We start from the raw sequence: 22,230 nt of genomic DNA on the forward strand, positions 1-22,230 counted from the left end.
TACCTGACCAAGAGCGTTTTGTGTTTTTGGGTGCGAGAGAAAAGAAACTAGAACAAGAATGGAGTGACACGTGCACAAGATTTTATCTTTGACATTGATTTTATCGCTCATGGGCTGCGCTATGCCTTACCAGCAGGAGGTCGATAGCGGCCAATGTGTTGGAGTCATGACCTCTCAGGATGCATATGGTTATTTAAACCCAAACCATTACACAATGCAGGTACTCGCGCTAAAGCAAGAAAAAGATGTGAAAGATTATATTCGCTATATCGATCCTAAGCATCCGGTTTGGGTTAACTGGAAAAACAGCCGAGGCACGCGTTGGTATACGGTAACTGTTGGTGATTTTAAAACGAAACAGGATGCCTACAATGCGCTTTCTTCATTACCAAGCCGTGTAAAGCAGTCATCCCCGTTTGTGCTGACTTTTGCGGAAATGCAGCGTAAGCAACAAACGAGTGTTGTGAGAATGCGTTAGCCAACAAAAAACGGAAGCGATGGCTTCCGTTTTTGTATTTAGGAGTAAGCTTAAAGCGCCGCTAAAATCGTTTCTGCTTTGCTTGCTTCAAACTCTTTTGGCTCTTCAACGTTTAGCTTAGTCACTGTGCCGTTTTCAATGATCATTGCGTAACGTTGTGAGCGAATACCACCAAAGCCGCCTGTATCCATTTCAAGACCTAATGCTTTAGTAAAGCTAGCGTCGCCATCACCCAACATCAAAATCTCAGAAGCGTTTTGAGCTTCGCCCCACGCTTGCATCACAAATGCATCGTTTACAGAAACGCACGCAATTAAATCAACACCTTTTGCCTTTAGCTCATCAGCTAATACCACATAGCCTGGTAGATGAGCTTCTGAACAGGTAGGGGTGAATGCGCCAGGTACAGCAAAGAGTACGACTTTCTTGTTCGCAAACAGTTCTGTAACGTCGTGGTTCACCATACCATCTGCAGTCAACTCACTTAGAGTTGCAACTGGTAGAGCTTGGCCTTGTTGAATCATGATTCTATTCCTTTTTGTGTGCTAGTTTAGCTTTCTCAGTCTAGCGTTTATAAATGCGGTTAACCACAGAGTTTTTGTAGGGTTTTAATACCTACGCGTTTGGCCTAAGGCGTGGCACTGATGCCTTTATTGCAAAGCTTCGTGCTGGTTTACGTATTGGCTAACAAGGTGACGATATTTCGCCTTTAACTCGTTATCGATAAAGCTGGCATCAATCGCGTTCATTGTAAATTGGGCAAGTTCACTCTTACTCATTGGATGTGCGTTGTTGACGGCCAGAAAGTTATCCGTCATGTAGCCACCAAAGTACACAGGATCGTCTGAGTTAATCGTTACAGCGACACCTTTTCGTAGCAAATCCACAATATTGTGATCTTTCATATCGTCGAATACACATAGCTTAAGATTCGATAACGGACACACTGTCAGTGGCATTTGGCTTTCGATTAAGGATTCAACTAATGCTTCATCATCAACACAGCGAACACCGTGATCCACGCGGCTCACGTAAAGCATTTCAATTGCATCGCTAATATTTTGTGCGGGGCCTTCTTCACCTGCGTGAGCAACGGTAAGTAAGCCTTCTTCTACTGCTTGTTTAAATACGCGCTTGAATTTAGCTGGCGGATGACCTTGTTCTGAAGAATCTAGTCCAACACCAATGATCTTATCACGGTGTTTCAGAATAGCCTGTAGGGTCTCTATGGCGCTCTCTTCTGAAAGGTGACGGAGAAAACACGCAATAATTTGCGAGGTAATGCCAAGTTTTTCGTGACCATCTTTTAGCGCACGAGCGATTCCATTGATAACAGTGTCAAAGTCTATGCCGCGTTCTGTGTGTGTTTGAGGGTCAAAAAAGATTTCGGTATGAATAACGTTGTCTTCTTTACAGTGCAGTAAGTATTCCCAAGTGAGATCGTAAAAATCTTGCTCCGTACGCAGAACTCCCGCTCCTTGGTAATAGAGGTCGAGAAATGATTGTAAGTCTGTAAACTGATATGCGCTGCGTAGTTCACTCGGAGAAGAGTAAGGGATCTCGATGCCGTTTCGTTTTGCTAATTTGAATAAGAGTTCCGGCTCAAGTGAACCTTCGATATGTAAGTGCAGCTCTACTTTTGGAAGACCTTGAATAAATGCGTTCATATTCCACCTTATGTGTATTGTGGATGCAGTTACTCTAAGAATAGGTATAGATAGAAATAAATCGAACGCTATCACAAAGAGTAAGACCCACGATGATCTCAACTCTTCGTAATCAGCACTTTGCGGGAACTGGTAGAGACCCCCAAACCATATCATTGGGGTTATACGAAGCAAACGAGAGGGATTATACGCAAAAATATCGCTTTGGCTATACGCAAATAACCTAACTGTCATTAGTCACGGGTTTTCCTGTGAGCGAAACGACTATTTGCAAGTCACTTGAGTATAGAGGAGCCAGTTGTTTTTGCGTGTGTGAGAGGCACGTGTAATTAGAAGAGTAGTCTAAAAGAGTGGAGATTCGTTTGAGCAAAGGTAGGTGGCGGTACCTTGCACAACGATAAAGGCAGAGAAAGCACTAGAGAGCATTTATAGATCGAATAACTTATCAAATTCTCTTTGTTCCATAATGTCTTCTATGCGGCGTCGAGTTTTCTGCTTTACCGCCGCCGCGTTTTGTTCAGACTCTTTTTTGTCTTTTTCTGACTGCTTCTTACTTTTTCTAGCCATTGGATACCTTCCAAATTAGTTGCATTATCCATTAATGCATGAAAACTGAATCAGTTAACAGTAAAACTTCCTAACTTTGAACCTGAATCACAGAGAATAGTTCCAGATTGCGTTTTCTCACAATATTCAAAATCGATCATGAAGCTATGAGAAAGAAGTTTCGGTAATACGTGCCTTCGTAAAATATCACCATTTAATTGATGTATTTTAGCGTTCCAAGAGGTTTGAGGTTGTTCTAAATTAAATTCAATTTCTAACATTTATTCTCCTGTTTTTTAGTGATTTTCTCTTTGTTAAGTAATTGATACCAATGCCTTTGACGGCCAGTTCTTTTTGAGGACATGATTTTTCCTATAAATAATAAATTAAGCAGTACTATTCAGTTTATTTTAGATAGCACAAAGCAATGCCTAAAATTAGGCTGAGTGATTGATGAAAGAATATTTTTGAAGGAGAGAGGTTTGGTGCAGCATGGGCATGCTACACCAAGAAAAGCAGTCTTATAGAGGAGTTACTTCAGTCGCTTGAGGACCTTTTTTACCTTGCTCTACATTGAAGCTTACTTTCTGACCTTCAGTCAGTGTTTTGAAACCGTCAGAAACGATAGCGTTAAAGTGTACGAATACATCTTGGCCGCCGTTGTCTTGAGATAGAAAACCGAAGCCTTTAGTTTCGTTAAACCATTTTACTGAACCAGTTACTTTAGACATAAAAATACCTTTGAATTAAACATAAAAATTATGATTTGTTTTGTGGATCTTTTCTAAGCTATTGAATGTTCAATCAAGAGGAAGTTGTACGCAGGTGTCTGAATTGGGGATTCAAGATTTTACTGAGAGGAAACTTAAACTAAATGTTGCATTAACAGCTCTCTTCTAAGAGCCAAGGCACACTATACACCTTGTTTAGAAAATAGCTACATTTATTTTAGATAAATTAAATGTGCTCATTATTAACTCGATAAATTGTATTGTTCGAAAAAGTTGAATAAGTAGAACGAATAGTATGGCTCATAATTTTAGCTCATCAACCTAAAATAGAACCTTATCGATAGCCATAGATTGAACATGCGATTTGCAAGCGGTCACAAAGATAAACTAGGAGAACTAGTATGAGTACATTCAGAGACATTCGTCAGCTTATTCCTGCGCAAGCTACTGCTGATGGTGATGGAGTGAAAATTCGCCGAGTAGCGGGTTTCAATAATGCTAGCTTTTCTCCATTTTTGATGATGGATGAACTCAAATCAGAAGACCGCGCTGACTATATCGGCGGTTTCCCTCCGCATCCGCACCGCGGTATCGAGACGCTTACTTATATGTTGAAAGGTCATTTCCAGCATCGTGATCATATGGATAATGTTGGCGAGCTTCGTTCCGGTGGTGCACAGTGGATGGCGGCAGGAAGAGGCGTCATCCATAGCGAAATGCCTATTATGAAGGAAGGCGAACTGCATGGTTTCCAAATTTGGATTAACCAGCCTGCGAAAAATAAGATGCAGCCAGCTCAATATCATGACTTTCAACCTGAAACGATCACTGAGTTTGATACTCCGAATTCGGGGGTTGTACGTTTGATTGCGGGTCATATGACTATAAACAACGAACGAATTCAGGGGCCGCTAACAGAGACAGGTGTTGCTGCCACGGTAGCCGATTGGAGAGCGATGGGTGGTCAAGCTTTGAATTTGAACACGGAGCAAGATAACAACATGATGCTCTATGTCTATAAAGGTCGTATTCAATTAAGAGGTCGTGAGATCAATCAAGGTGAAATGGCCATTTTATCGAAAGGTGAATGGGTTGAATTGCAGGCCGAAAAAGAGAGTGGTGCACTGATCTTTATTGGTGAGCCAATTAATGAACCCGTGGTGCATTATGGCCCTTTTGTCATGAATAGCATGGGAGAGATAGAACAAGCCATCCAAGACTACAACTCTGGGTTGTTTGAAACTTACTAGTTTTGACAGCCTACTCGCTTTTTCAGTTAGCGAGCAAATTAAAACAGTTTTGAGCCTGAATATTGGGCTCGACCAGAAGCAAATACGATAATCCACTGCCATCGAATTTGCGTTAGCCACGTTTAATCCACGTGGCTTTTTTCTACTTCTGACTCCAACGTATGATGGCTTCCTTTCCTGCTTCAATTCCTAACTCATAAGCATGACGCAGTGGTGCTGGCGATCGACTCAGCCGTTTCAACTTGAATGTTTCAGGAGGACACACTTGAATGATTTCGATACCAGGTGGAGGGTTGTTGATCAGCGCTAAGGTCTGATTGTAGCGAACTTCACGTGTCAACATCGGTTCAATTAATCCGGGCGTTTCTTTCAACATCCTCTTAGTTAGGGCGCTGAATCTTCCTCTTGGCTTTTGATAGCTTGCGGGCTGACTGCGTAAAACCATAATCTTTTTGGCGCCTCGATTTATTGCTTCTGCAACAGGAAGTGCGTCTGAGACGCCACCATCAACGTATTGAATTCCGTTCAGTGATACGCCATTTCGGTAAAGTACAGGCAGTGCGCTGCTGGCTTTCATTGTTTCTGCCAAGTCGTCGACATCAGGAAGGTGGTACTCTGCTTGCCCATTGTCTTGACGCGTCACGCCTAAAAAGAAAGGTCGTGAATCAGCTTTGAGCGCAGATTTATCGATGCCAAGTTCTTCGAGGGTGACATTCCACATCCAGTCTAAGTTCATCATATCACCACCACGTAGAAGTTGAGATGGAGAGATAAATTCTTTTCTTAAGCTGTAATCGAGGTAGATTTTTAAGTTACGTCCGGGCATTTTAGCTAAGTAGGCAGCCACGTTGCTAGCACCCGCAGACACTCCCCAAAAGCTATCAAATGGAGAGAACTCGCTAGCAAGAAAATGATCGAGTATGCCGCATGAAAATACGCCTCGCATGGCTCCACCTTCGACAATCAATGCTCGAGAGCCTACTTTTTCCATCACTTCGCTCCACTCTTTATCAATCGGATAATAGCGTGCAGCTTAACGCATAATGGTTTTATACCCAAGTGGGCCAAAGGTCTAGGTTGCGTTCCTTTGAATAAAAAGGGCATCAACGGATGCCCTTGTCACTTTTAGCCTATGGAATTGCGGGTTTGAGTCGCTAATTTAGTGAAGGAGACCGAGCCAACTAGCCCCCTTACATAGAGCCATACCTGTACTCCCATACTGATCGTTGTTGGAATAGTTTGATGATCACTTGTTAAATAGGCATACAAACACTATCCAGAGCGTTGTAAGCAAAAGTAATGGGGTGAATACTTTCTGGATAGAAGCGCCATCCGTTAAATTGTAAATTTTGATGGATTCATTATAAAACGCTCGTTTGAATTCTTTGAAGCTAATGTCGCTCTTCGCATGCGACTGTTCATAGTGCTGGTGCGCTGCGTCCGATAGTTGGTATTCCAAGTCTTGGAGCTCGTACTCCTTGTTAAAAAACGCATCCCAAGCCGAAAGGCGGGCTATCGTTTTAGGAGATGGATCCCCATTTAGTTTCTCTAGACGTTTAGCATAAGCTGCTTGATATTTATCCACGGTATATTCCTGTCTGAATAGACGTTGAGTTAGAACATATGTAAAAAAGAAAAATAAGTAATAAAAGGTTTTTTACGTTCTATACCTGTGATAAATGCTAAAAATTTCAATGCTCTAGCACTCCGATGTCGCAAATGATATTGATGGAATTGCTCTGCGACAAATAAAATAATTACTCTAGATAACAACGAATTTTTGTTGTTTTTTTTAAAAACTGATCATGAGATTGAGTGGGGATTTTTACCGAGAAGAATTTCGCTACTGTAACTGTCTATATTTACTCAAAAAGAGAAAATCTTAGAAGCTTTCTTTGATTGATGTGAGATATTTTAGATCGAAAAGCATTAATTTTGGCTATGCTTATAGTTCGTCTTTTTTGTTGTTGAACTCTACTTCGAGGGAGAAAGAACCCATATTTCGAGCATAGGATAGCTCGCTTTTTCGTTACGTCGTTCTTGGAGTTTGAATCAGTGACGACGCTATGAGTCTAGCATCTTGAACTCACTTGGGTGTATTAATTAATTATAAAAGTAAAGCAGTGCTGAGCTAGGATAAACTTCAACGTAAAGGTGACGGTATGAATATACAATCAGCCATTATTGAATATGCGATAGCGATTATAGGCTTACTTTTGACGGGCGTTACCCTCTGAGCATGACTGCCCAGAGGATAGAAAGTGCATTAGCCGATCGCTAACGATTGATGTTATATCGAGCCATTGCAGCTTCTTCAGACGATACAACTGTTTTACCAATTGGTGCGAGTGAAATAACCGCTAGTTTGAGGTGTTGGAGCGCAAACGGAATGCCGATTATGGTGACAAAGCATGCTGCTGCAGAAAGTACGTGACCGATAGCTAACCAAAGGCCTGCAAACACAAACCAAAGGACGTTACCAATAACGCCGAGCGGACTCGTGCCAATGTCCATTTCATTGGTCAATTCATCGCGTGAGATGGCCTCTTTACCGAATGGGAAAAAGGAAAAATTACCCATAACGATACACGCACGCCCCCAAGGTATTCCGATGATGCTAATAAAGGCCAAAATACCAAAAAACCACCATAGCAACCCCATAAATACGCCACCAAATACAAACCAAATGATGTTACCAAGTGTTCTCATTCTATTTCCTTTATTCTTGAATGTGATGATTCAGATACCTGAGGGCACCGTAAAACAAATCTAAACCGTCTGTTTTGTCGATGTGTGCTTTCGTGCCCTCATTGACCTGATTGATAGAATAATCGCTGTAGTCTTAACAGAGAATGAATGCCTTCCCTAAGGCAAGTCTTTTTAGTATAGAGCGTAATACTCAATCAAGCATATAGCCAAGAATCGCATTATCTAGAGACAACTTTCTCGATATATTGACAAATTTGCTCTGCGAATCGATGGCTGGCAATGTTGCGTTTTACTACTTCATTAGCAATATTTCCAGACTCAACGACGCCAAACCAGTCGAGCAACATCGAATGGAAACCTTTACTCGTCAGCATTGGCGTCCAGTCTTTCAAATTGATTTTTTGCTCTTGGTTAGCTTGCCATAGTTTGCCTTCAACGAAGGAGTCGAACTCAACTGCCTTGTTTGCATAACAAGCTTGAACGCGCTCTGTAGTGATACCGAAGTGGCGATTCATCGAGGCGTGGAGCAAAGTATCTCCATGTTGCCACTGAATATCTAAGCGCGCCAACTGACCACCTTCAAGTTGATGAGTTACATAAGCATCTTTTAGATCGGCTTTGGCTGTGACGTTAACGCTGTCTAATGGGTGAATAAAATCATCAAATATAAAGGTACGAACATCCCCCGGTAGTTGATGACGGTTCTTTTCCCAGCGTAGCGACTTTAAGTTAGATATGTTGCCTTGCTGCACTTGTGGCATATGTTGGTTGTAAAGTGGAATGTGACGACGGTTAAAGCCCACATAGAGTGGCTGTCTCTCTTTTTCGGCAATGTCGTACAGCTTTTCTACGTCATCAGCACTATTCGCTAATGGTTTGTCGACAAAGGTTGGAATTCCATGCTGCAGAAAAAATGCCGCTATTTGAGGGTGTACGCTTGTTGCCGCATGAATCATGACGGCATCGACGCCAAAGTGCAGAAGTTGCTGGTAGTCTTGGCAGATCTCTGAGATTCGATACTGCTTAGCCAGGCTCTCAAGTGTGTTTGGGTTGCGGGTACAAAATACAAGTTCGATATTTGGAAGCTGAGTGATAACAGGAAGGTATGCTTTCTGAGCGATATCCCCTAGACCAATAATACCAATTTTCATCCTAGTCCTTATCTCGATGTATGGATCGCGGACTGTCAGTATAACGCTTGGCGCGGCGATGAGTTTAAATACCTTGTTAGAAAAAGCCTGATTCACACTTTGAGCCAGGCTTTATTGAATGATTTAGGAAACGGCTCGGCAGGCTTTGAATATATCTAACTTGCTATCGTAGGCTTGAGTTTGTACATCCATAATGCCTAATAAAGAGTGGAACACGTTATCATGTGAGTATTGGCCTGCATTCTGTGCTTGTTTATACAAACAGTCGGTATTGATCTGCTTCGCTTGTTTAAAGCCCGAAGACAGCCACATAATCAAAGGAACGCGTTTTTGGAAATCTGGTGCAAGGCCATAAGGCATACCATGTAAGAACAATCCGTTTTCGCCTAGTGACTCACCGTGATCCGATATGTAAATTAGCGCAGTATTATACTCAGACTCTAACGCTTTAAGTTTTTTGATGGTTTCTGCCAATACAAGATCGGTGTAGCGTATTGTATTGTCATATGTGTTCACTATTTGTTCGATGCTACAGTTTTCGATATCTGCACGTGGACAGTCTGGTTTAAAGAAGGCGTTGTCTCTTGGGTAACGCTGAAAGTAGGTCGGACCGTGGCTTCCTATAAGGTGCATGGCGACCACTCGGTTACCGTGCATATCCGCGACTTCCTGATCAAAATGATCTAATAGCGCCATGTCGTAACAAGTTTGGCCATTACACATAGGGCTTACTTGCTTTCGATCAACTTCGATTTTCTTGATCTTGTGGGCTACTTCTTTATCCCCACCGTCATTTTCTTTCCAAATGAGGTCAACCCCGGCGCGCTGCATTATATCGAGAGCATTGTCCTGGTTATCCGCTTTGGTGCGTTCAAACTCGTTTCGCGTGAGCTGTGAAAACATACAAGGCACAGATACAGCAGTCGCGGTGCCACAAGATGCGACGTCTTGAAATGAGATAACATCCAATTTACTAGTATAAGGGTTTGTCTCTCGTGTATAGCCATTGAGTTGGTAGTTCTGCGTTCGAGCGGTTTCTCCTACGACAAAAACCAGTAGTGTTGGTTTGCGCTGTGCTTGCTGTACGGCGCTATCTGACTGCTTTGCATCTGTGCCGATTTCTCGATATGGCTCTGGCGTGGTGAAATATTTCTCCTTCACATACCCGGTCGCGCTGTAAACGAACTGGGTGGGTATGATGATTTTTTTTAGGTGGCTATTGTTGCGCCCTACAGATGCGTAGTCTTGATAGTACACGCTGGCAATGACGGCGATGACAGCTAGCGACGACAGCATCGATACTAATTTGGTAACAGAGAAGTACAGTAATTGGTGACGTTGAGATTGCAGCTTGACCTTAAAGACAATTATCGCTGGGATAACTCCCATAATCAGCGTCCAAATTACAGAGTGAGCACTCAGGTAAGAACTCGCCTCGCTCGAATCGGTTTCAACAATATTGGCAATCATTCCAGAATCGAAAAGTGTGCCATAGTTATAGCTTGCGTAGCTCACCATACTTGAAACAATGATTAAAATTATAAAGAACGGCTTGCCGATCCAAGGCCAACTAAATAAATTAAAAAGGAAATTGAGCGCGGCAAGAAAGAAAATTGGTATTGTGATAATAAATCCAATCTTGACATTATCTAAGTGTGTAAAGATGCCGATCAGTTCTTTATAAATAGGGATATTTACGACGAGAGCGAAATACAGCGCCAACAGGAAAGTAAAGGTAACGTAAGAGATACCTCTCTGTTGTAAATCATGTGTCTTCATAATGAGTGTCTTGAATAAAAATTAGAGCAAGAACGAAGCCCAAATAAAAAGGGCAAGAGTTAACGCAACAAATACTGCTGCTGAGCCAATATCTTTGGCTCTACCACTGAGCTCGTGCCAGTCATCGCTAACACGGTCGACAACCGCTTCTACGGCGGAATTAATGAGTTCGACGATCAATACCAAGAACAGGCTACTGATCATCAGCACTCTTTCGTATGTGGTGACAGGAAGGAAAAAAGCACAGACGGAAAGTACCAAGGCGAGAATCAATTCTTGTCTAAAAGCGGCTTCGTGTGTCCATGCGGCTTTCAATCCTTGAAATGAATAGCCGGTCGCATCCATGACACGGCGTATACCTGTTTTACCTGGCTTCAAAATATGACCTTACTATTTAAGCATTGGGATGGAACACATATCCCAGAGAGGTAACGAGATTAATCGTTACAGCGTGAAACATTTGTGAATAGAATCCATCGCGCGATAATTTAAGAAAAGTGCTTATTTAATCAAGATCGTAGACGGTATAGCCTTTGTGCTGGAGACATTTACGCAATACGAGAGATTGGGTTTTGGTTGAATCATTTGTTCCACTCAAAGCACCTGCTCCAGCTCCTACAGCTCCGCCGGCAGCAGCACCGACAGCCGCTCCACCTAATCCGTCTTCTAGCGCACCAGCAGCTGCGCCGATCAATGCGCCTGTAACTGCCCCATTAGTGGCTTCAGATTTCGCTGCCTCTGATTTGTCGACATTTTCTGCATAGCCTTGGCAGTAAAGAAAGTCTTGTTCATATGTACTAGGGTCAACATTGGTCATGTCGACGACAGGTTTTTGGTTGTAGGCGCAAGCTGTAAGCGTAGAAGTAAGCGCCATAATCAGGATAAAAGATTTATACATGAGTACTATCCATTTAGTGTGTGAATCTTATGGATTAAATGTACACTGTTTTATTGTTGGGCTCTGTCGCTTGAGTGTATTGAAGTGTCGTCTTCTGTAAACGGGGTAGGAAGGTTAAGTTAACTGTCTGATTTTTTGAGGCTAAGTGTGAAGCAAGCTCCTCCAAGTGGGCTATGGCAAATCGAAACTTCTCCACGTTGAAGCTCCATTATCTGTCTGACAATCGCCAAACCGAGCCCAAACCCGCTCGTCTTTTTGTTGCGAGATTCATCCGCGCTGTAAAATGGTTCGAATAGATGAGGCCAATGCTTTTCTTCAATACCTATGCCATCATCATGAACATTGATGAAGCAGCGGTGCTGATCGTGTTTTATCTCCACTAAAATCTGCTTATCTGCGTACCGCATTGCATTGCGCAGCAAGTTATCTAAGGCTCGCTTTAACAATTTTGGGTTAGCAAACGCGAGAACGTTTTCTGAGTTTACTTCTTGAAGCGAGATAGCGAGCGTAGTCTCTTTTTGCCATCTCTGTCGTAATTCTTTGACTAAGTTGAATAGGACGACTTCTTCTTGAGTTTGTAATGCTGTGTCAGGACGCTCCATCTTTGCGTAGTAAAGCAATTCTTCAACCATTTCTTCCATCTCGTCAATGTCTTCGACGATACTGTAAACATACTTTTTCTGTTGTTCAGTTAAGGTTGAATCCGATAACAAATCTGCTTGCCATTGTAAGCGGAAGATTGGGGTACGCAATTCATGTGCAACGGCGTTAGTTAGCATTTTATTGCTAGTGATCAAGCGAGATACTTTATCGGCCATCGTGTTAAAGCTTTTGTTTAACGTCCCAACAGACTTAGCGCTTGAGGTACTAGCTCGAGCCTTGAAATTACCTGAGGCAAACTCAACGGTCACTCTCTCTAGCTCTCGAATCCGACGGCTTAAGAACCAGATCAACAATATGCAATACAGAGCAAATCCAGCTAAAAAGAACAACCAAACTATATTGTCATCAAAGTTGGCTGCTTTAACCACAGGACTATTCGGATTATCGCTCATTTTAAAGATAGGCGTACTCGCATCTAGGCGGAACCAGATATCCCTTTCTTCATCGTAAGCGACGTTAACGGAGGTATCACTTTCAAACGCCTTTTTGATGTCTGTTGGAAGCTCTTCAAGCGTATGAGGCACCAACAAACGATGGCTTGATGTGGCAAATTGTTCCAACTGTTGTTGAGTATATTCTAATCCGTGTTCTTTATAGATAGGATAGATCAGATCGTGAAAAGCTTGACCCTCATGCTCTTGTAATAGGTAGTCATAATCTGTGTTGATCTCATAAACTAAGAACTCGTATCCCCACAAGCTAGCCATAAACAGAATGATAAGGCCAACAAAGCTTTCCAGATAAATCCGTCTCATTATTCATTCCATGCATCAGGCATAAATAGGTAGCCTTTGCCGCGAACGGTAATGATTTTTTGTGGTGAGCAAGAAGCATCGCCTAGCTTCTTTCTCAGTGTCACTATGCGATTATCAATGGTTCGGTCTGTGCCATCGTATTCAATACCACGCAGTGTTTTGGTCAGCCACTCACGTGATAGTGTTTTTTCAGCATGCGTAGCAAGAACCCACAACAAATCGAACTCGCCGTCTGTCAGCGCAATTTCTTCTTGGTTCATTACGCACGATTTACGCAACCGGTTTAAACACAGAACACCAATTTGTAGGCCGTTTTCGGACTCGGTAGGCGCCGCCTCTTTTCTTCTTAATAGCATGCGAATACGAGCCAGCAATACGCGAGGTTTGATGGGTTTAGTAACAAAGTCATCTGCGCCTATTTCTAATGCGGCGACATGATCGAAGTCATCATCACTTGCTGTCAGCATCAACACTTTGCCTTTGTAGCATTCTCGGATTTGACGACATACACTCAGACCATCTTGCCCGGGTAGCATCAAATCTAACAGCACCACGTCTGGTTGTGTGTCAATAATCGCATTGGGTGCGTCCGTCCCATTGTCGATACATTTGACCTGAAAACCTTGTTCAACAAAATACTCACCCAACATAGTTTGTAATTTGGGATCGTCTTCCACAATGATTAGAGATGGTTTGATTTGTTGTGCGTTCATTTAAGTGATGTATACAATATTTAATATCAATGGAACTTAAACAAATTTACGAATTATTTCAAATAAAGCTTTCTCAGAATAAGGTTATCGGATGAGTTAATTGGATAAAATTGCCAATTAATGATTTAAATCTAATCACCAATCACATTTCGGGAGATGTAAAAAGGCGCAACGTTTGCGCCTAGGTATGGAATCTTAAAGCGAAATTACCGCTTATTCGGTGGTACACACGACGCTGTTGTCGCTGCCAAAAACATTTGGAACGTAAGCATCAGCTTGTGGGTCATTTTCCCACTTCGCATCATCGAGCAAGTAACGGAACTGAACATTCTGCGCTTTAGGTAAGCGGGTTTTAAATTTAAACTGACGACTTTTCTTCACTAATTTCATCGGTTCTGGCTGCCAGTTGTTGAAGTCTCCAGCAATTTGGACAGAGTCCCACTGATCTTTATCTAGCTCGAACGTGACTTCGACTTCATCTTTTGTCTTAAAGAATCTTTTTTTAAGCATTGATCTTTCCTTGTTCGTACAAAAACTGTTCTAACTATTACTCGTGTTTCATAATGATTTCAAGTTTTATAGAATTGTTGCTGGTATCTGATGAGGGGAGTATCCGAACGGTGAATAGCTCGTTGTGCTGGTTTCGTGTACTGAGGGAGCGTTAGAGAGAAAATTCACTAGCCTAAAATAGTCAAAGAACAGAGTTTGTTAGCGAGCCGAGAGTCCGTATCTTGAAGTCAAACCGTTATCATGTATTATCTTAAATCACCATTTTCCTTGATGTAGCTATGTTGAAGTTTAACCGTACATTGTTGACTGCGATAGTTTGCTTAGTTGCTATGCTTTTGAGTAGTGTTGCTCCTGTGGCGCAGGCTTCCGCTCCGATGAAAACAATTGAAGTACGCGATCTTATTGTTCAACAGGCTGCTCTACACAAACAACTTGGCGTCAATGACGACTGCGTAGAATCACATCACGATGAGTCAGCCATCAATAAGGCACAACAATCTCACACGAGTTGTAGCTCTTCCTGCATGGTCAAAATTCCCGCCAACTTATCTCAAAACGACTTACTGCTTCTTCCTTATAGCCTTGCTTTGATTGATAGGCCTCTAGTCGAAAAAGTAGTGACAGTGATCACCAAGCTTTATCGTCCTCCGATTGTTTAATTCCTCATCTCAAATTACTTGGGGTTTACCCCTTTTTACCAAATGAAATGATTTGGCATTTGAATGCCACAAGGAAATAAACAATGAAAAAACTACTTGCCTTATGTAGTGCACTTTTACTGACTTTTACCGCTCATGCAGCGCAATTTGAAGAAGGGAAGCACTACAAAGTTCTGGATGTTAAGAAAGCATCGAAACCTGTTGTGACGGAATTCTTTTCTTTTTATTGCCCACATTGCTACAAGTTTGAGTCGCTTATTGAGCGTTTAAAACCTGCTCTGCCAAAAGAGGCAAAGTTTGAAAAGGTACATGTGGGGTTCATGGGCGGAGATATGGCGATTCCGATGGCCAAGTCCTACGCGACGATGGTGTCGCTCGGGGTTGAAGATACAATGATTCCTGCCATGTTTGCCCAAATTCATCAAAAGCGACAAGCGCCAAAAGACGAAGCTGAGCTGAAACAACTCTTCGTTGATAATGGCGTAGAAGGTAAGAAGTTTGATGCGGCTTACAACAGTTTCGCCGTAAACTCAATGCAGAAAGGTTTTGATAAGCAATTCTCTGCCAGCACGTTAAGAGGGGTTCCGGGTGTGGTTGTGAACAATAAATACATTGTTTTGGCCAACGAAATTCGTACTTACGACGAGTACAATCAATTAGTTAATTACTTATTGACGCTGTAACTGTAAATAGCATTGATGCTTAAAAATGGCGACGGTAGAGTCGCCATTTTTTATGCTTATCACACTCGTATTATCTAAGAACGCTTGTACATGCTTGAGTCGGAACACTAGTCATAAATATGGCATGCGGATAAAACAAGCTAGCAGCAGTGATTGCAACATTACATGGCTGAGCAATCGTAGTTTTAATCACATTGGTAAGCACAGCACCTGTATTATTTACTGTTTGAGCGGCGGCTTGTTGTGCCTGGTAAGACACGCAACCTGTCGTTGCATTGATCATCGCAGTGCTAAACAAAAGTTTGCGAAAAAACATATTCATATCCTTTGTGAATGCTTTGAATTACTTATATGTGGATTGATTCATAAATGAAACAAAACAGTGTTCAAAATATGTGTGCATTCACGAAATGAACATTGTTTTATAAAAAGACGTTTTTTTGTGATCTTAGTACTGGACAGACCAGGTTATGAAACTAAAGCCAATCCGTGCATTACGATTACGCCGAAGGTCAGTTTGCTCCTCATTCCTTGATATCCCTTGGGCTCGGCGTCTTGTTCGACTTTCCTCACGAGCTTTTCTGCATACCAAACAGCAAGATACCCAATTGCTAAGAGTAGGGTTGCGACTGCGTAATGTTTGTGGCCCTGCAGTAATGCGCCCCAAGCCAGTAAGACAAAAAGGTTGCTGAGAATTAATACATTTCGGCTAAGGCGATGGTAGTAATGCTCAATGCCATTACCCCAAAGGATGCCGGATAAAAAACTTAATATAACGGCGCTATATGCGATGAAAAATTGCTGACCACTTAAATTGAAGAGTGAGATGTCAGTGAAAATCAGCCCTAAACTAAACACAAATGGAACCAGGCCTAAGTAACCGAGTTGTAGCATGGTTGAGCGTGTTGTCATGGTCGTCACCTTACAATTGTTGCTCTATCATATTGGTAAGCGTAGTACTTGTCGGTGATGTGGAGCTTGGAAAAGTAGCAATAACTTTACCTTCAGAGCTAATTAGAAACTTGTAGAAGTTCCATTTTGGTTTTATGCCTGCTTGGTTAGTAATCTGGTTGAAGACTGGGTTCGCATCTACACCTAATACTGAAGAGCGAGCCATCATTGGAAAGGTGACCCCGTAATCGAGATAACAGACTTTCGCTGTGTTTGTTTCGCTTCCTCTATCTTGTCGAAAGTCATTGCTCGGGAAACCGATAACGGTGAAGTTTTGGTCTTTGTAAGTTTGATAGAGGGTTTCTAACTGTTCGAACTGAGGAGTGAAGCCGCACTGGCTTGCTGTATTGACGATTAGTAGTGTCTTTCCCTTAAAGCTTTCGCATAGATCGACTTCTTCCGTTGAGTTTAACAACCTTTGCTTACCTTGAAGAATATCAGGGCACTCAGATGCAAGAGTAAGCGAATTCATGGAGAGAAAGCTAACGAGAGCGGCGAGTTTCAGTAATCCTTTCATGGTGTTGTTCCCCTTGTTTTCAATAAGTATAACTACTCAAGTGCAAAGAGGATCGATCAAAAAAGCCGCACAAATGCGCGGCTTTTTTCAAGAGCTGAGATCTGACTATGCCAGTTTCAACTCGAACTGGTTTAGGTACATTACCATATCTTCAATCGTCAGTACCGGCATGTTGTGCAGGCGACCGAATGCTACGATCTCCGGTGCCTTTGCCATCGTGCCATCTGGATTGGTCACTTCACATAGTACGCCAGCGGGTTGAAGCCCTGCCATTTGCATCAGGTCAATCGTACCTTCTGTGTGACCACGGCGAGTCATTACACCACCTGGACGTGCGCGCAGAGGGAATACGTGGCCCGGGCGAGCAAGATCTTCAGGTTTCGCATGCGGGTTTGCCGCCGTTTTAATGGTCGTCACTCGGTCTGCTGCTGAAACCCCCGTTGTTACACCAACTTTCGCTTCAATAGAAACCGTAAATGCGGTTTGGTTTGCGCTGTTGTTGTTTACTACCATTGGAGGCAGTTCCAGTTTGTCTGCTTGAGCATCTGTCAAGCACAAACAAACGATGCCGCTACATTCGCGGATCATCAATGCCATTTGCTCGTTAGTGAGGTGCTCGACTGAATAAATGATATCGCCTTCGTTTTCGCGATCTTCATCATCAAGAAGCAGTACGCCACGGCCTTCTTTTAAAGCGATAAGTGCGTTTTCAACGCGAGTAATTGGGTCGCCGAATTCGGCAAGTAGTGATGACTGATTCATGGTTAACTCCTAAATTTCACCAGAATCAGGGCGGTATGAGAGATCGCCGTAAAATACGATCAAAAAGAAGTGCACCAGCATTCTTAGCGATCTGACTCGCTATGCTGGTGTATTCTTATTCTCTTTCATCCGGACTATAACCGTCGGCTCTGGCATCTCACCAGATCTGCTGACCTCGACGAATCGAGCGCTCGCGGGCTCACTTGAAAAAGTATACCGCCGGTGGGGAATTTCGCCCCGCCCTGAGAACAATTAAAAATGTACCACTTCATCTAAGTTGTGAAGAAGTGGAGCTAGGATAGTACTGCGAACTGAATAGCTTGGAAAGTCGATTCCATCTGTATGATGGAAAAGTGTGCTATCGACGGAAATAATCTGTGCGAATAAAGTGATCAATCTGCTGCGGCACGAAGGTGTTGTAAATCAGGCTCGTATGCGTTTGCTTCACTTCGATATGATCTTGCATACCGTCCAGTCTTGTCTCTTCTACGGTAACGGTACCGTCCGACATGGTGTTGTCATTACGGATCAACAATGGGCGAGCGCCAATCGGCATCGTTCCTGCGATACTGCCGAGTTTTTGAGGGAAATCCCAAGCGTCATCATGTTTGTTTAATCCGTGGTGTGGCGAATTGCCTAAAATTGCACCCAATCCGAGATCTTGAATTCGACCTACAATGGACGCGCCTTTCAGAGGCGAACCGATAGCGACAACATGAGAGATTAAGTTAGTGCTCGGTTTTCTGTTGGCGAGATAGCGCTTAATCATCAAGCCTCCCAAGCTGTGTCCCACGAGCACGTTTGTGGTCAGTGGATTAAGCGAATGATCAATAGAATCAAACAGTGAAGACTCATCGATAGCAACGGTGTTATAGCTGAGTACTTGCGTTTCGTATCCGAGTTTTCTCAGCTTTTGGCTAAGAGGCTGCATGACCAGCCCATGCATATAAAGACCATGTAAGATGATGATTTTCATAATACCTCCTAGATTTATGACGTCGTAGATATCCTACTCTAATTGACAAGAAACTACTTGTGCTTTGTGGTGCATATTTACGTTTTGCTGCAAAGTTTGACTGCTGTAGCAAGCGACTCAGCCCAGTAAATCCTGTACTTGTTGTTGCAATTGATGACGATTTAAAGACGCAGGACTTAACACTTCACCGATAACAACATCCACTTTTGACCAAAAACGAGTCGGTCGTTTTGTGAGAGCATGTCCGCCTTTGTGGCTGAAAAAAGAACCCCAAAGCCCTTTTAACGCCATAGGGATGACAGGAACAGGGTTACGTTCAAGGATTTTCTCTACACCAGGGCGAAACTCACCCAATTGACCGTTAGACGTTAAACGACCCTCAGGGAAGATACAGACAACCTCACCGTCGTTAAGTGCTTGTTCAATCTGTTCAAATGCTCGTCGGTAAGTGTCGGCACACTTACGTGGAGAACAGATCGGGATAACACCGGCATGACGGAATACATATTTAAGAACAGGTAGCTCGCTGATGGATTTGTCCATCACAAAACGAACCGGGCGAGTAGAGGTTCCCATCAAAATCAATGCATCGACATAGCTAACATGGTTAGCCACGATTAACGCAGCACCTTGTTCAGGAATATGTTGGCGCCCCTTTACGGACACACGATACATACAATGGCTGAGTAAATAACTGATAAAGCGTTGTGTGAATTCCGGTACTTGACGATAGACATAGATTGCCACGAAGAAGTTACCTATTGCCATCATGACAAACAGTTCCACAATAGAAAGCTCTAGTACGCTGAGTACAACGATCGAAACCAAAGCAGACACCACCATAAACAACGCATTCATGATGTTGTTAGCAGCAATGGCACGTGCACACTCCCCTTTGTTTGAACGCGATTGGATGAACGCATAAAGAGGAACAATAAAGACACCGCCGCTTACACCAACAAGGAACAGGTCAATCATGACGCGTAGATGTTTTGATTCAGCAACGAAGCTTTGAACATCATAAAAGTGCACCGGAAGTGATGGATAACTTGGGACTGCCCATAGCAAGTCGACGCCAAAGACTGTCAGACCAAGGATACCGAATGGCAAAATACCAAGCTCAACGTGGTTGAAAGAGAGCTTTTCACACAACCAAGAGCCTGTCGCGATACCAATGGAAAACAATGCCAACAGTAAAGAAACGACAGTGCTATCTGCGAACAAATGTTCGCGTGCGAAGTTAGGGAATTGAGTTAGGTAAGTCGCACCCATGAACCAGAACCAACTGATGGCAAGAATAGACATCCAGATGCCTCTCTGCTTTTTTGCCACTTTTAACGTGTTCTTTAAACCAGAAATCGGTTCAAATTTCGCTTTGTCATCTGATTGGCTAGGCATCGCTGGAATATTCACGCTGCTCATGAACCCAAGCAAAGACAAGGCAATCACGGTACAAGAAGCAATCAAGGTACCATTAGGAATGGCTAGCAGCAGGCCTGCGCTAAGCGTACCTATAAGAATCGAAAGAAACGTGCCCATTTCAACCCAAGCATTTCCTTTAACAAGCTCATTTGGTTTGAGCGCTTGTGGTAGTAAGGCGTATTTCACGGGGCCAAAATAGGCCGATTGAGTGCCTGTCATAAACAGCAGAACCAGCATCAGCATGGCACTTTGGGTGGCAATAGCGGTTGCTGCGCAAGACATGATAGCCAGCTCGATGAGCTTTAGACGTCGGATTAATTTGGCTTTGTCCATGCTGTCAGCGACGGCACCAGCATGCGCTGAGAATAGAAAGAAAGGTAGGATGAATAAGCCTGCCGCCAAATTAACGAATAGATTGACGGATATTGGTAGGTTATCAATTTGGCTGTATGTCACCATCAATAACAGAACGTTTTTGTAGATGTTGTCATTGAGTGCGCCAAGGCATTGCGTCACAAAGTAAGGAAAAAAGCGTTTTGAGAAAAACATACGGGCCCCGATTAAACAAAGTCGAATGAGATGGGAGCACTTTATGCTCAATGAACGATTAAACCAGCTTTCTCTTTCAAGTGACGTTGTATGCCACCAAAAGTAACGAAATTCGTTGCTTTTATTTCCATTTGTTTATTGAGTTACTAATTGCGAGACTTATTGGTGAGTTTTCTTTCCCATGGTTCAAACAGAGGGAACGTCCAGCGACGCATCGCAATAATCAGAGAGGTGCCGTGTTTTTCGTCCATATCGAGAGAGCTATCACTTTGGCAAGCCTGATAAAACTCATCGATGACCTTTTGCAGTTTCTGTTGTAGCTTCTTGTTGGTTGGTACACTCATCAATCCTGTTGCCATGGAGAACTTTTCATCTTCACCAGAAAAGTAGCTTTGGAAAAAGGCGTCTTGAACTTGCTGTTGGAAGAACCGTTGAATAGGGCCGCCCATCTGCCACTTAAATGTCGGAGATATACGCAAACGAATTTTGTTATTTGGCTGCAAGTCGATGATGTTCAGCCGATCCAAATGAGCAAGCTTTTGCACCAGTTCCAACTCATTGAAGGTATATTGCTGAACGATTTGTTCAAACTGATAGCCATTTACAACACAGATCGCCACGAGCAGCAGGGCTTTATCGTCAACCAGCTGCTTTTCTTGCTCTAACGTTAGCGACTCTAGACCTTTATTGTGCGCAGCCGCAAGCTTAAACAGTTCCGCCATTTCTAAACCAATCAATTGGCAAATGCGTTCTAAGCGCTCAAGGCTAATGTGCTGACCTTCAGCGAGTAAACGTTTGACGCTTCCTTCACTTAAATTAAGGTGTTGTGCAACATCCGCATAATGCAGCCCAGCTAACTTTAGTTGGCGTTTAAGCTCTTTAATTAACGTATAGCTTTCTGACATTTACGCTGTTACCTCGTCGTGTAACTGCTCTAGGTACGTTTGCATAAAGGTTTTGCGTTTTTGCGCTTCGCGTCTCGCTGACTCCGTGTTCATGGTTTCAGCGATTTTGAATAACTTGGTTTGAAAGTGATCCAGAGTGAATTGTTTATCGTTAAGTTCACGTTCTTCGGCAAATATATCGCTGTCGTTGTAAAGTTGCGCGTTAAATTGAGTGCTGACTTGAATGCATCGCGTCACGCCAATTGCGCCTAAAGCGTCCAGACGGTCGGCATCTTGGACGATTTTGGCTTCCAACGTATTTGGCCTGATGTTTGCGCTAAAGCTGTGTGCCTCTATCGCATGAGCAATGGCATCATGATATTGCTGCGGATAATCGATACTCTCTAAAAATGCGACCGCTTTTTTGGCTGCGATGATTGAGCTCTCTTTGCGATTTGGGTGATCTTTCGGGTAAGTAAAGCAATCATGCAAATAGGCAGCCGGTAATACAATCGCGATGTCTGCATTTTCTTCTTTGCAGAGCTGTTTCGCTGTTTTGACCACGCGTTTTACGTGTTTAAGATCATGAGCTGCATCTACTTGCATCTCTTGCTGCATAAATTCCAAAAATTGCGGTTCTATCTGGCTTAATGACGTCATGGTTCATATCTACAACTAAAATGAAGTCAGAAGTATGCCCAACGCTTAGAATAATTTCCAAGTGCGATGGTGTAATTGAGATTCAGCCACCAGAACCTTGTGCAACGTTTGGTACTGAGCCGTTTTATATGGCCTTTCAATGTGTTCAGCGGTTTATGAGACAAGAATAGACAGAGCGAGCAGTGATGTTTACCAGTAGAAAAAAGGCCTGACGATGTCGTCAGGCCTTTTTCTTTTCGCTGTGCCGTCCTAAATAAGGTTGACACTTTCCACCCCCAAAATTGGAGAGTGTTATGAAATCAACAACTAAAAGAACT

27 protein-coding genes and 2 riboswitches are annotated in these 22,230 nt (G+C 42.9%); of the genes, 4 read left to right on the plus strand and 23 right to left on the minus strand.

Annotated features, from left to right (window positions below; genetic code table 11):
• Nucleotides 1-70 precede the first annotated feature (70 nt).
• Nucleotides 71-478: an SPOR domain-containing protein gene (locus R7Q47_RS09025; protein WP_005373701.1), complete on the plus strand. Its 408-nt coding sequence runs from the start codon at nucleotides 71-73 to the stop codon at nucleotides 476-478.
• 50 nt (nucleotides 479-528) lie between these two features.
• Here R7Q47_RS09025 and R7Q47_RS09030 read toward each other — a convergent pair whose 3' ends face one another.
• From R7Q47_RS09030 to R7Q47_RS09050, 5 genes are all read right to left on the minus strand, one after another.
• Nucleotides 529-1,002 (minus strand): peroxiredoxin, encoded by a 474-nt coding sequence (locus tag R7Q47_RS09030; RefSeq protein WP_005373699.1) that lies wholly within the window; start codon nucleotides 1,000-1,002, stop codon nucleotides 529-531.
• A gap of 126 nt (nucleotides 1,003-1,128) precedes the next feature.
• Nucleotides 1,129-2,145 carry an adenosine deaminase gene (locus R7Q47_RS09035; RefSeq protein WP_017819853.1) on the minus strand — a complete coding sequence of 339 codons (1,017 nt, stop codon included), beginning with the start codon at nucleotides 2,143-2,145 and terminating at the stop codon, nucleotides 1,129-1,131.
• Nucleotides 2,146-2,234: 89 nt separating this feature from the next.
• Nucleotides 2,235-2,334, minus strand: a riboswitch (purine riboswitch).
• Nucleotides 2,335-2,571: 237 nt separating this feature from the next.
• Nucleotides 2,572-2,712, minus strand: a complete 141-nt coding sequence (locus R7Q47_RS09040) for a PA3496 family putative envelope integrity protein (protein WP_017633782.1) — start codon at nucleotides 2,710-2,712, stop codon at nucleotides 2,572-2,574.
• Nucleotides 2,713-2,762: 50 nt separating this feature from the next.
• Entirely contained in the window at nucleotides 2,763-2,972 is a 210-nt protein-coding gene (locus R7Q47_RS09045) for a hypothetical protein (protein WP_005373692.1), read from the minus strand.
• A 240-nt stretch (nucleotides 2,973-3,212) separates the two neighbouring features.
• On the minus strand, nucleotides 3,213-3,422 hold the full coding sequence (locus R7Q47_RS09050) for a cold-shock protein (protein WP_005373691.1): 210 nt from the start codon (nucleotides 3,420-3,422) through the stop codon (nucleotides 3,213-3,215).
• Between the two features lie 401 nt (nucleotides 3,423-3,823).
• Between R7Q47_RS09050 and R7Q47_RS09055 the strand changes: the two genes are divergently transcribed.
• Complete coding sequence (locus tag R7Q47_RS09055; RefSeq protein ID WP_318088931.1) at nucleotides 3,824-4,672, plus strand: pirin family protein; 849 nt, start codon at nucleotides 3,824-3,826, stop codon at nucleotides 4,670-4,672.
• Nucleotides 4,673-4,814: 142 nt separating this feature from the next.
• Here the strand turns inward: R7Q47_RS09055 and R7Q47_RS09060 are convergent, their stop codons facing one another.
• The 10 genes from R7Q47_RS09060 to R7Q47_RS09105 all read right to left on the minus strand — a co-directional run bounded on the left by R7Q47_RS09060 (nucleotide 4,815) and on the right by R7Q47_RS09105 (nucleotide 13,850).
• Nucleotides 4,815-5,663: a patatin family protein gene (locus R7Q47_RS09060; protein WP_248486495.1), complete on the minus strand. Its 849-nt coding sequence runs from the start codon at nucleotides 5,661-5,663 to the stop codon at nucleotides 4,815-4,817.
• Nucleotides 5,664-5,918: 255 nt separating this feature from the next.
• Complete coding sequence (locus R7Q47_RS09065; protein ID WP_017635147.1) at nucleotides 5,919-6,257, minus strand: hypothetical protein; 339 nt, start codon at nucleotides 6,255-6,257, stop codon at nucleotides 5,919-5,921.
• Nucleotides 6,258-6,949: 692 nt separating this feature from the next.
• Nucleotides 6,950-7,381 (minus strand): YccF domain-containing protein, encoded by a 432-nt coding sequence (locus tag R7Q47_RS09070; protein ID WP_005373685.1) that lies wholly within the window; start codon nucleotides 7,379-7,381, stop codon nucleotides 6,950-6,952.
• Nucleotides 7,382-7,599: 218 nt separating this feature from the next.
• Nucleotides 7,600-8,532, minus strand: coding sequence for a Gfo/Idh/MocA family protein (locus tag R7Q47_RS09075; protein ID WP_248486493.1), 933 nt, complete (start codon nucleotides 8,530-8,532; stop codon nucleotides 7,600-7,602).
• 123 nt (nucleotides 8,533-8,655) lie between these two features.
• Nucleotides 8,656-10,311 carry a phosphoethanolamine transferase gene (locus R7Q47_RS09080; RefSeq protein WP_170893114.1) on the minus strand — a complete coding sequence of 552 codons (1,656 nt, stop codon included), beginning with the start codon at nucleotides 10,309-10,311 and terminating at the stop codon, nucleotides 8,656-8,658.
• A 21-nt stretch (nucleotides 10,312-10,332) separates the two neighbouring features.
• Nucleotides 10,333-10,689 carry a diacylglycerol kinase gene (locus R7Q47_RS09085; protein ID WP_017635149.1) on the minus strand — a complete coding sequence of 119 codons (357 nt, stop codon included), beginning with the start codon at nucleotides 10,687-10,689 and terminating at the stop codon, nucleotides 10,333-10,335.
• 127 nt (nucleotides 10,690-10,816) lie between these two features.
• Nucleotides 10,817-11,209, minus strand: a complete 393-nt coding sequence (locus tag R7Q47_RS09090) for a hypothetical protein (RefSeq protein ID WP_005385575.1) — start codon at nucleotides 11,207-11,209, stop codon at nucleotides 10,817-10,819.
• Nucleotides 11,210-11,328: 119 nt separating this feature from the next.
• Nucleotides 11,329-12,627: an ATP-binding protein gene (locus R7Q47_RS09095; RefSeq protein WP_318088932.1), complete on the minus strand. Its 1,299-nt coding sequence runs from the start codon at nucleotides 12,625-12,627 to the stop codon at nucleotides 11,329-11,331.
• Complete coding sequence (locus R7Q47_RS09100; RefSeq protein WP_005373673.1) at nucleotides 12,627-13,340, minus strand: response regulator; 714 nt, start codon at nucleotides 13,338-13,340, stop codon at nucleotides 12,627-12,629. The genes R7Q47_RS09095 and R7Q47_RS09100 overlap by 1 nt, the downstream gene beginning before the upstream one ends.
• A gap of 213 nt (nucleotides 13,341-13,553) precedes the next feature.
• Entirely contained in the window at nucleotides 13,554-13,850 is a 297-nt protein-coding gene (locus R7Q47_RS09105; protein WP_017635151.1) for an isoamylase early set domain-containing protein, read from the minus strand.
• Between the two features lie 278 nt (nucleotides 13,851-14,128).
• Between R7Q47_RS09105 and R7Q47_RS09110 the strand changes: the two genes are divergently transcribed.
• Nucleotides 14,129-14,509, plus strand: a complete 381-nt coding sequence (locus R7Q47_RS09110) for a hypothetical protein (RefSeq protein ID WP_005373669.1) — start codon at nucleotides 14,129-14,131, stop codon at nucleotides 14,507-14,509.
• Between the two features lie 83 nt (nucleotides 14,510-14,592).
• Nucleotides 14,593-15,192 carry a thiol:disulfide interchange protein DsbA/DsbL gene (locus R7Q47_RS09115; RefSeq protein WP_005373667.1) on the plus strand — a complete coding sequence of 200 codons (600 nt, stop codon included), beginning with the start codon at nucleotides 14,593-14,595 and terminating at the stop codon, nucleotides 15,190-15,192.
• Between the two features lie 70 nt (nucleotides 15,193-15,262).
• Here the strand turns inward: R7Q47_RS09115 and R7Q47_RS09120 are convergent, their stop codons facing one another.
• The 8 genes from R7Q47_RS09120 to R7Q47_RS09155 all read right to left on the minus strand — a co-directional run bounded on the left by R7Q47_RS09120 (nucleotide 15,263) and on the right by R7Q47_RS09155 (nucleotide 21,913).
• Entirely contained in the window at nucleotides 15,263-15,508 is a 246-nt protein-coding gene (locus R7Q47_RS09120; RefSeq protein ID WP_005373664.1) for a hypothetical protein, read from the minus strand.
• Nucleotides 15,509-15,660: 152 nt separating this feature from the next.
• Nucleotides 15,661-16,104, minus strand: coding sequence for a DUF3429 domain-containing protein (locus R7Q47_RS09125; RefSeq protein WP_017819861.1), 444 nt, complete (start codon nucleotides 16,102-16,104; stop codon nucleotides 15,661-15,663).
• 10 nt (nucleotides 16,105-16,114) lie between these two features.
• Nucleotides 16,115-16,660, minus strand: a complete 546-nt coding sequence (locus R7Q47_RS09130; protein ID WP_115386525.1) for a glutathione peroxidase — start codon at nucleotides 16,658-16,660, stop codon at nucleotides 16,115-16,117.
• Between the two features lie 105 nt (nucleotides 16,661-16,765).
• Complete coding sequence (ribB, locus tag R7Q47_RS09135) at nucleotides 16,766-17,422, minus strand: 3,4-dihydroxy-2-butanone-4-phosphate synthase (RefSeq protein WP_005373655.1); 657 nt, start codon at nucleotides 17,420-17,422, stop codon at nucleotides 16,766-16,768.
• Nucleotides 17,423-17,535: 113 nt separating this feature from the next.
• A riboswitch (FMN riboswitch) is annotated at nucleotides 17,536-17,676 on the minus strand.
• 104 nt (nucleotides 17,677-17,780) lie between these two features.
• Nucleotides 17,781-18,398 (minus strand): hypothetical protein, encoded by a 618-nt coding sequence (locus tag R7Q47_RS09140; protein WP_005373653.1) that lies wholly within the window; start codon nucleotides 18,396-18,398, stop codon nucleotides 17,781-17,783.
• A 117-nt stretch (nucleotides 18,399-18,515) separates the two neighbouring features.
• Nucleotides 18,516-20,369, minus strand: coding sequence for an MFS transporter (locus R7Q47_RS09145; RefSeq protein WP_213876900.1), 1,854 nt, complete (start codon nucleotides 20,367-20,369; stop codon nucleotides 18,516-18,518).
• 146 nt (nucleotides 20,370-20,515) lie between these two features.
• Nucleotides 20,516-21,274, minus strand: a complete 759-nt coding sequence (locus R7Q47_RS09150; RefSeq protein WP_042522681.1) for a helix-turn-helix domain-containing protein — start codon at nucleotides 21,272-21,274, stop codon at nucleotides 20,516-20,518.
• Complete coding sequence (locus R7Q47_RS09155) at nucleotides 21,275-21,913, minus strand: HD domain-containing protein (protein WP_017819864.1); 639 nt, start codon at nucleotides 21,911-21,913, stop codon at nucleotides 21,275-21,277. It lies immediately after the preceding gene.
• Nucleotides 21,914-22,230: the final 317 nt, after the last annotated feature.

It is taken from the genome of Vibrio sp. Vb0349, from assembly GCF_033338975.1.

Excerpts from the sequence above, each read along its gene's own strand:
- R7Q47_RS09045 (WP_005373692.1), bottom strand. The coding sequence starts at position 2,972 with ATGTTAGAAATTGAATTTAATTTAGAACAACCTCAAACCTCTTGGAAC.
- R7Q47_RS09040 (WP_017633782.1), bottom strand. The coding sequence starts at position 2,712 with ATGGCTAGAAAAAGTAAGAAGCAGTCAGAAAAAGACAAAAAAGAGTCT.
- R7Q47_RS09070 (WP_005373685.1), bottom strand. The coding sequence starts at position 7,381 with ATGAGAACACTTGGTAACATCATTTGGTTTGTATTTGGTGGCGTATTT.
- R7Q47_RS09155 (WP_017819864.1), bottom strand. The coding sequence starts at position 21,913 with ATGACGTCATTAAGCCAGATAGAACCGCAATTTTTGGAATTTATGCAG.
- R7Q47_RS09080 (WP_170893114.1), bottom strand. The coding sequence starts at position 10,311 with ATGAAGACACATGATTTACAACAGAGAGGTATCTCTTACGTTACCTTT.
- ribB (WP_005373655.1), bottom strand. The coding sequence starts at position 17,422 with ATGAATCAGTCATCACTACTTGCCGAATTCGGCGACCCAATTACTCGC.
- R7Q47_RS09075 (WP_248486493.1), bottom strand. The coding sequence starts at position 8,532 with ATGAAAATTGGTATTATTGGTCTAGGGGATATCGCTCAGAAAGCATAC.
- R7Q47_RS09060 (WP_248486495.1), bottom strand. The coding sequence starts at position 5,663 with ATGGAAAAAGTAGGCTCTCGAGCATTGATTGTCGAAGGTGGAGCCATG.
- R7Q47_RS09035 (WP_017819853.1), bottom strand. The coding sequence starts at position 2,145 with ATGAACGCATTTATTCAAGGTCTTCCAAAAGTAGAGCTGCACTTACAT.
- R7Q47_RS09120 (WP_005373664.1), bottom strand. The coding sequence starts at position 15,508 with ATGTTTTTTCGCAAACTTTTGTTTAGCACTGCGATGATCAATGCAACG.
- R7Q47_RS09105 (WP_017635151.1), bottom strand. The coding sequence starts at position 13,850 with ATGCTTAAAAAAAGATTCTTTAAGACAAAAGATGAAGTCGAAGTCACG.
- R7Q47_RS09090 (WP_005385575.1), bottom strand. The coding sequence starts at position 11,209 with ATGTATAAATCTTTTATCCTGATTATGGCGCTTACTTCTACGCTTACA.
- R7Q47_RS09145 (WP_213876900.1), bottom strand. The coding sequence starts at position 20,369 with ATGTTTTTCTCAAAACGCTTTTTTCCTTACTTTGTGACGCAATGCCTT.
- R7Q47_RS09150 (WP_042522681.1), bottom strand. The coding sequence starts at position 21,274 with ATGTCAGAAAGCTATACGTTAATTAAAGAGCTTAAACGCCAACTAAAG.
- R7Q47_RS09055 (WP_318088931.1), top strand. The coding sequence starts at position 3,824 with ATGAGTACATTCAGAGACATTCGTCAGCTTATTCCTGCGCAAGCTACT.
- R7Q47_RS09110 (WP_005373669.1), top strand. The coding sequence starts at position 14,129 with ATGTTGAAGTTTAACCGTACATTGTTGACTGCGATAGTTTGCTTAGTT.
- R7Q47_RS09125 (WP_017819861.1), bottom strand. The coding sequence starts at position 16,104 with ATGACAACACGCTCAACCATGCTACAACTCGGTTACTTAGGCCTGGTT.
- R7Q47_RS09030 (WP_005373699.1), bottom strand. The coding sequence starts at position 1,002 with ATGATTCAACAAGGCCAAGCTCTACCAGTTGCAACTCTAAGTGAGTTG.
- R7Q47_RS09095 (WP_318088932.1), bottom strand. The coding sequence starts at position 12,627 with ATGAGACGGATTTATCTGGAAAGCTTTGTTGGCCTTATCATTCTGTTT.
- R7Q47_RS09100 (WP_005373673.1), bottom strand. The coding sequence starts at position 13,340 with ATGAACGCACAACAAATCAAACCATCTCTAATCATTGTGGAAGACGAT.
- R7Q47_RS09050 (WP_005373691.1), bottom strand. The coding sequence starts at position 3,422 with ATGTCTAAAGTAACTGGTTCAGTAAAATGGTTTAACGAAACTAAAGGC.
- R7Q47_RS09130 (WP_115386525.1), bottom strand. The coding sequence starts at position 16,660 with ATGAAAGGATTACTGAAACTCGCCGCTCTCGTTAGCTTTCTCTCCATG.
- R7Q47_RS09140 (WP_005373653.1), bottom strand. The coding sequence starts at position 18,398 with ATGAAAATCATCATCTTACATGGTCTTTATATGCATGGGCTGGTCATG.
- R7Q47_RS09115 (WP_005373667.1), top strand. The coding sequence starts at position 14,593 with ATGAAAAAACTACTTGCCTTATGTAGTGCACTTTTACTGACTTTTACC.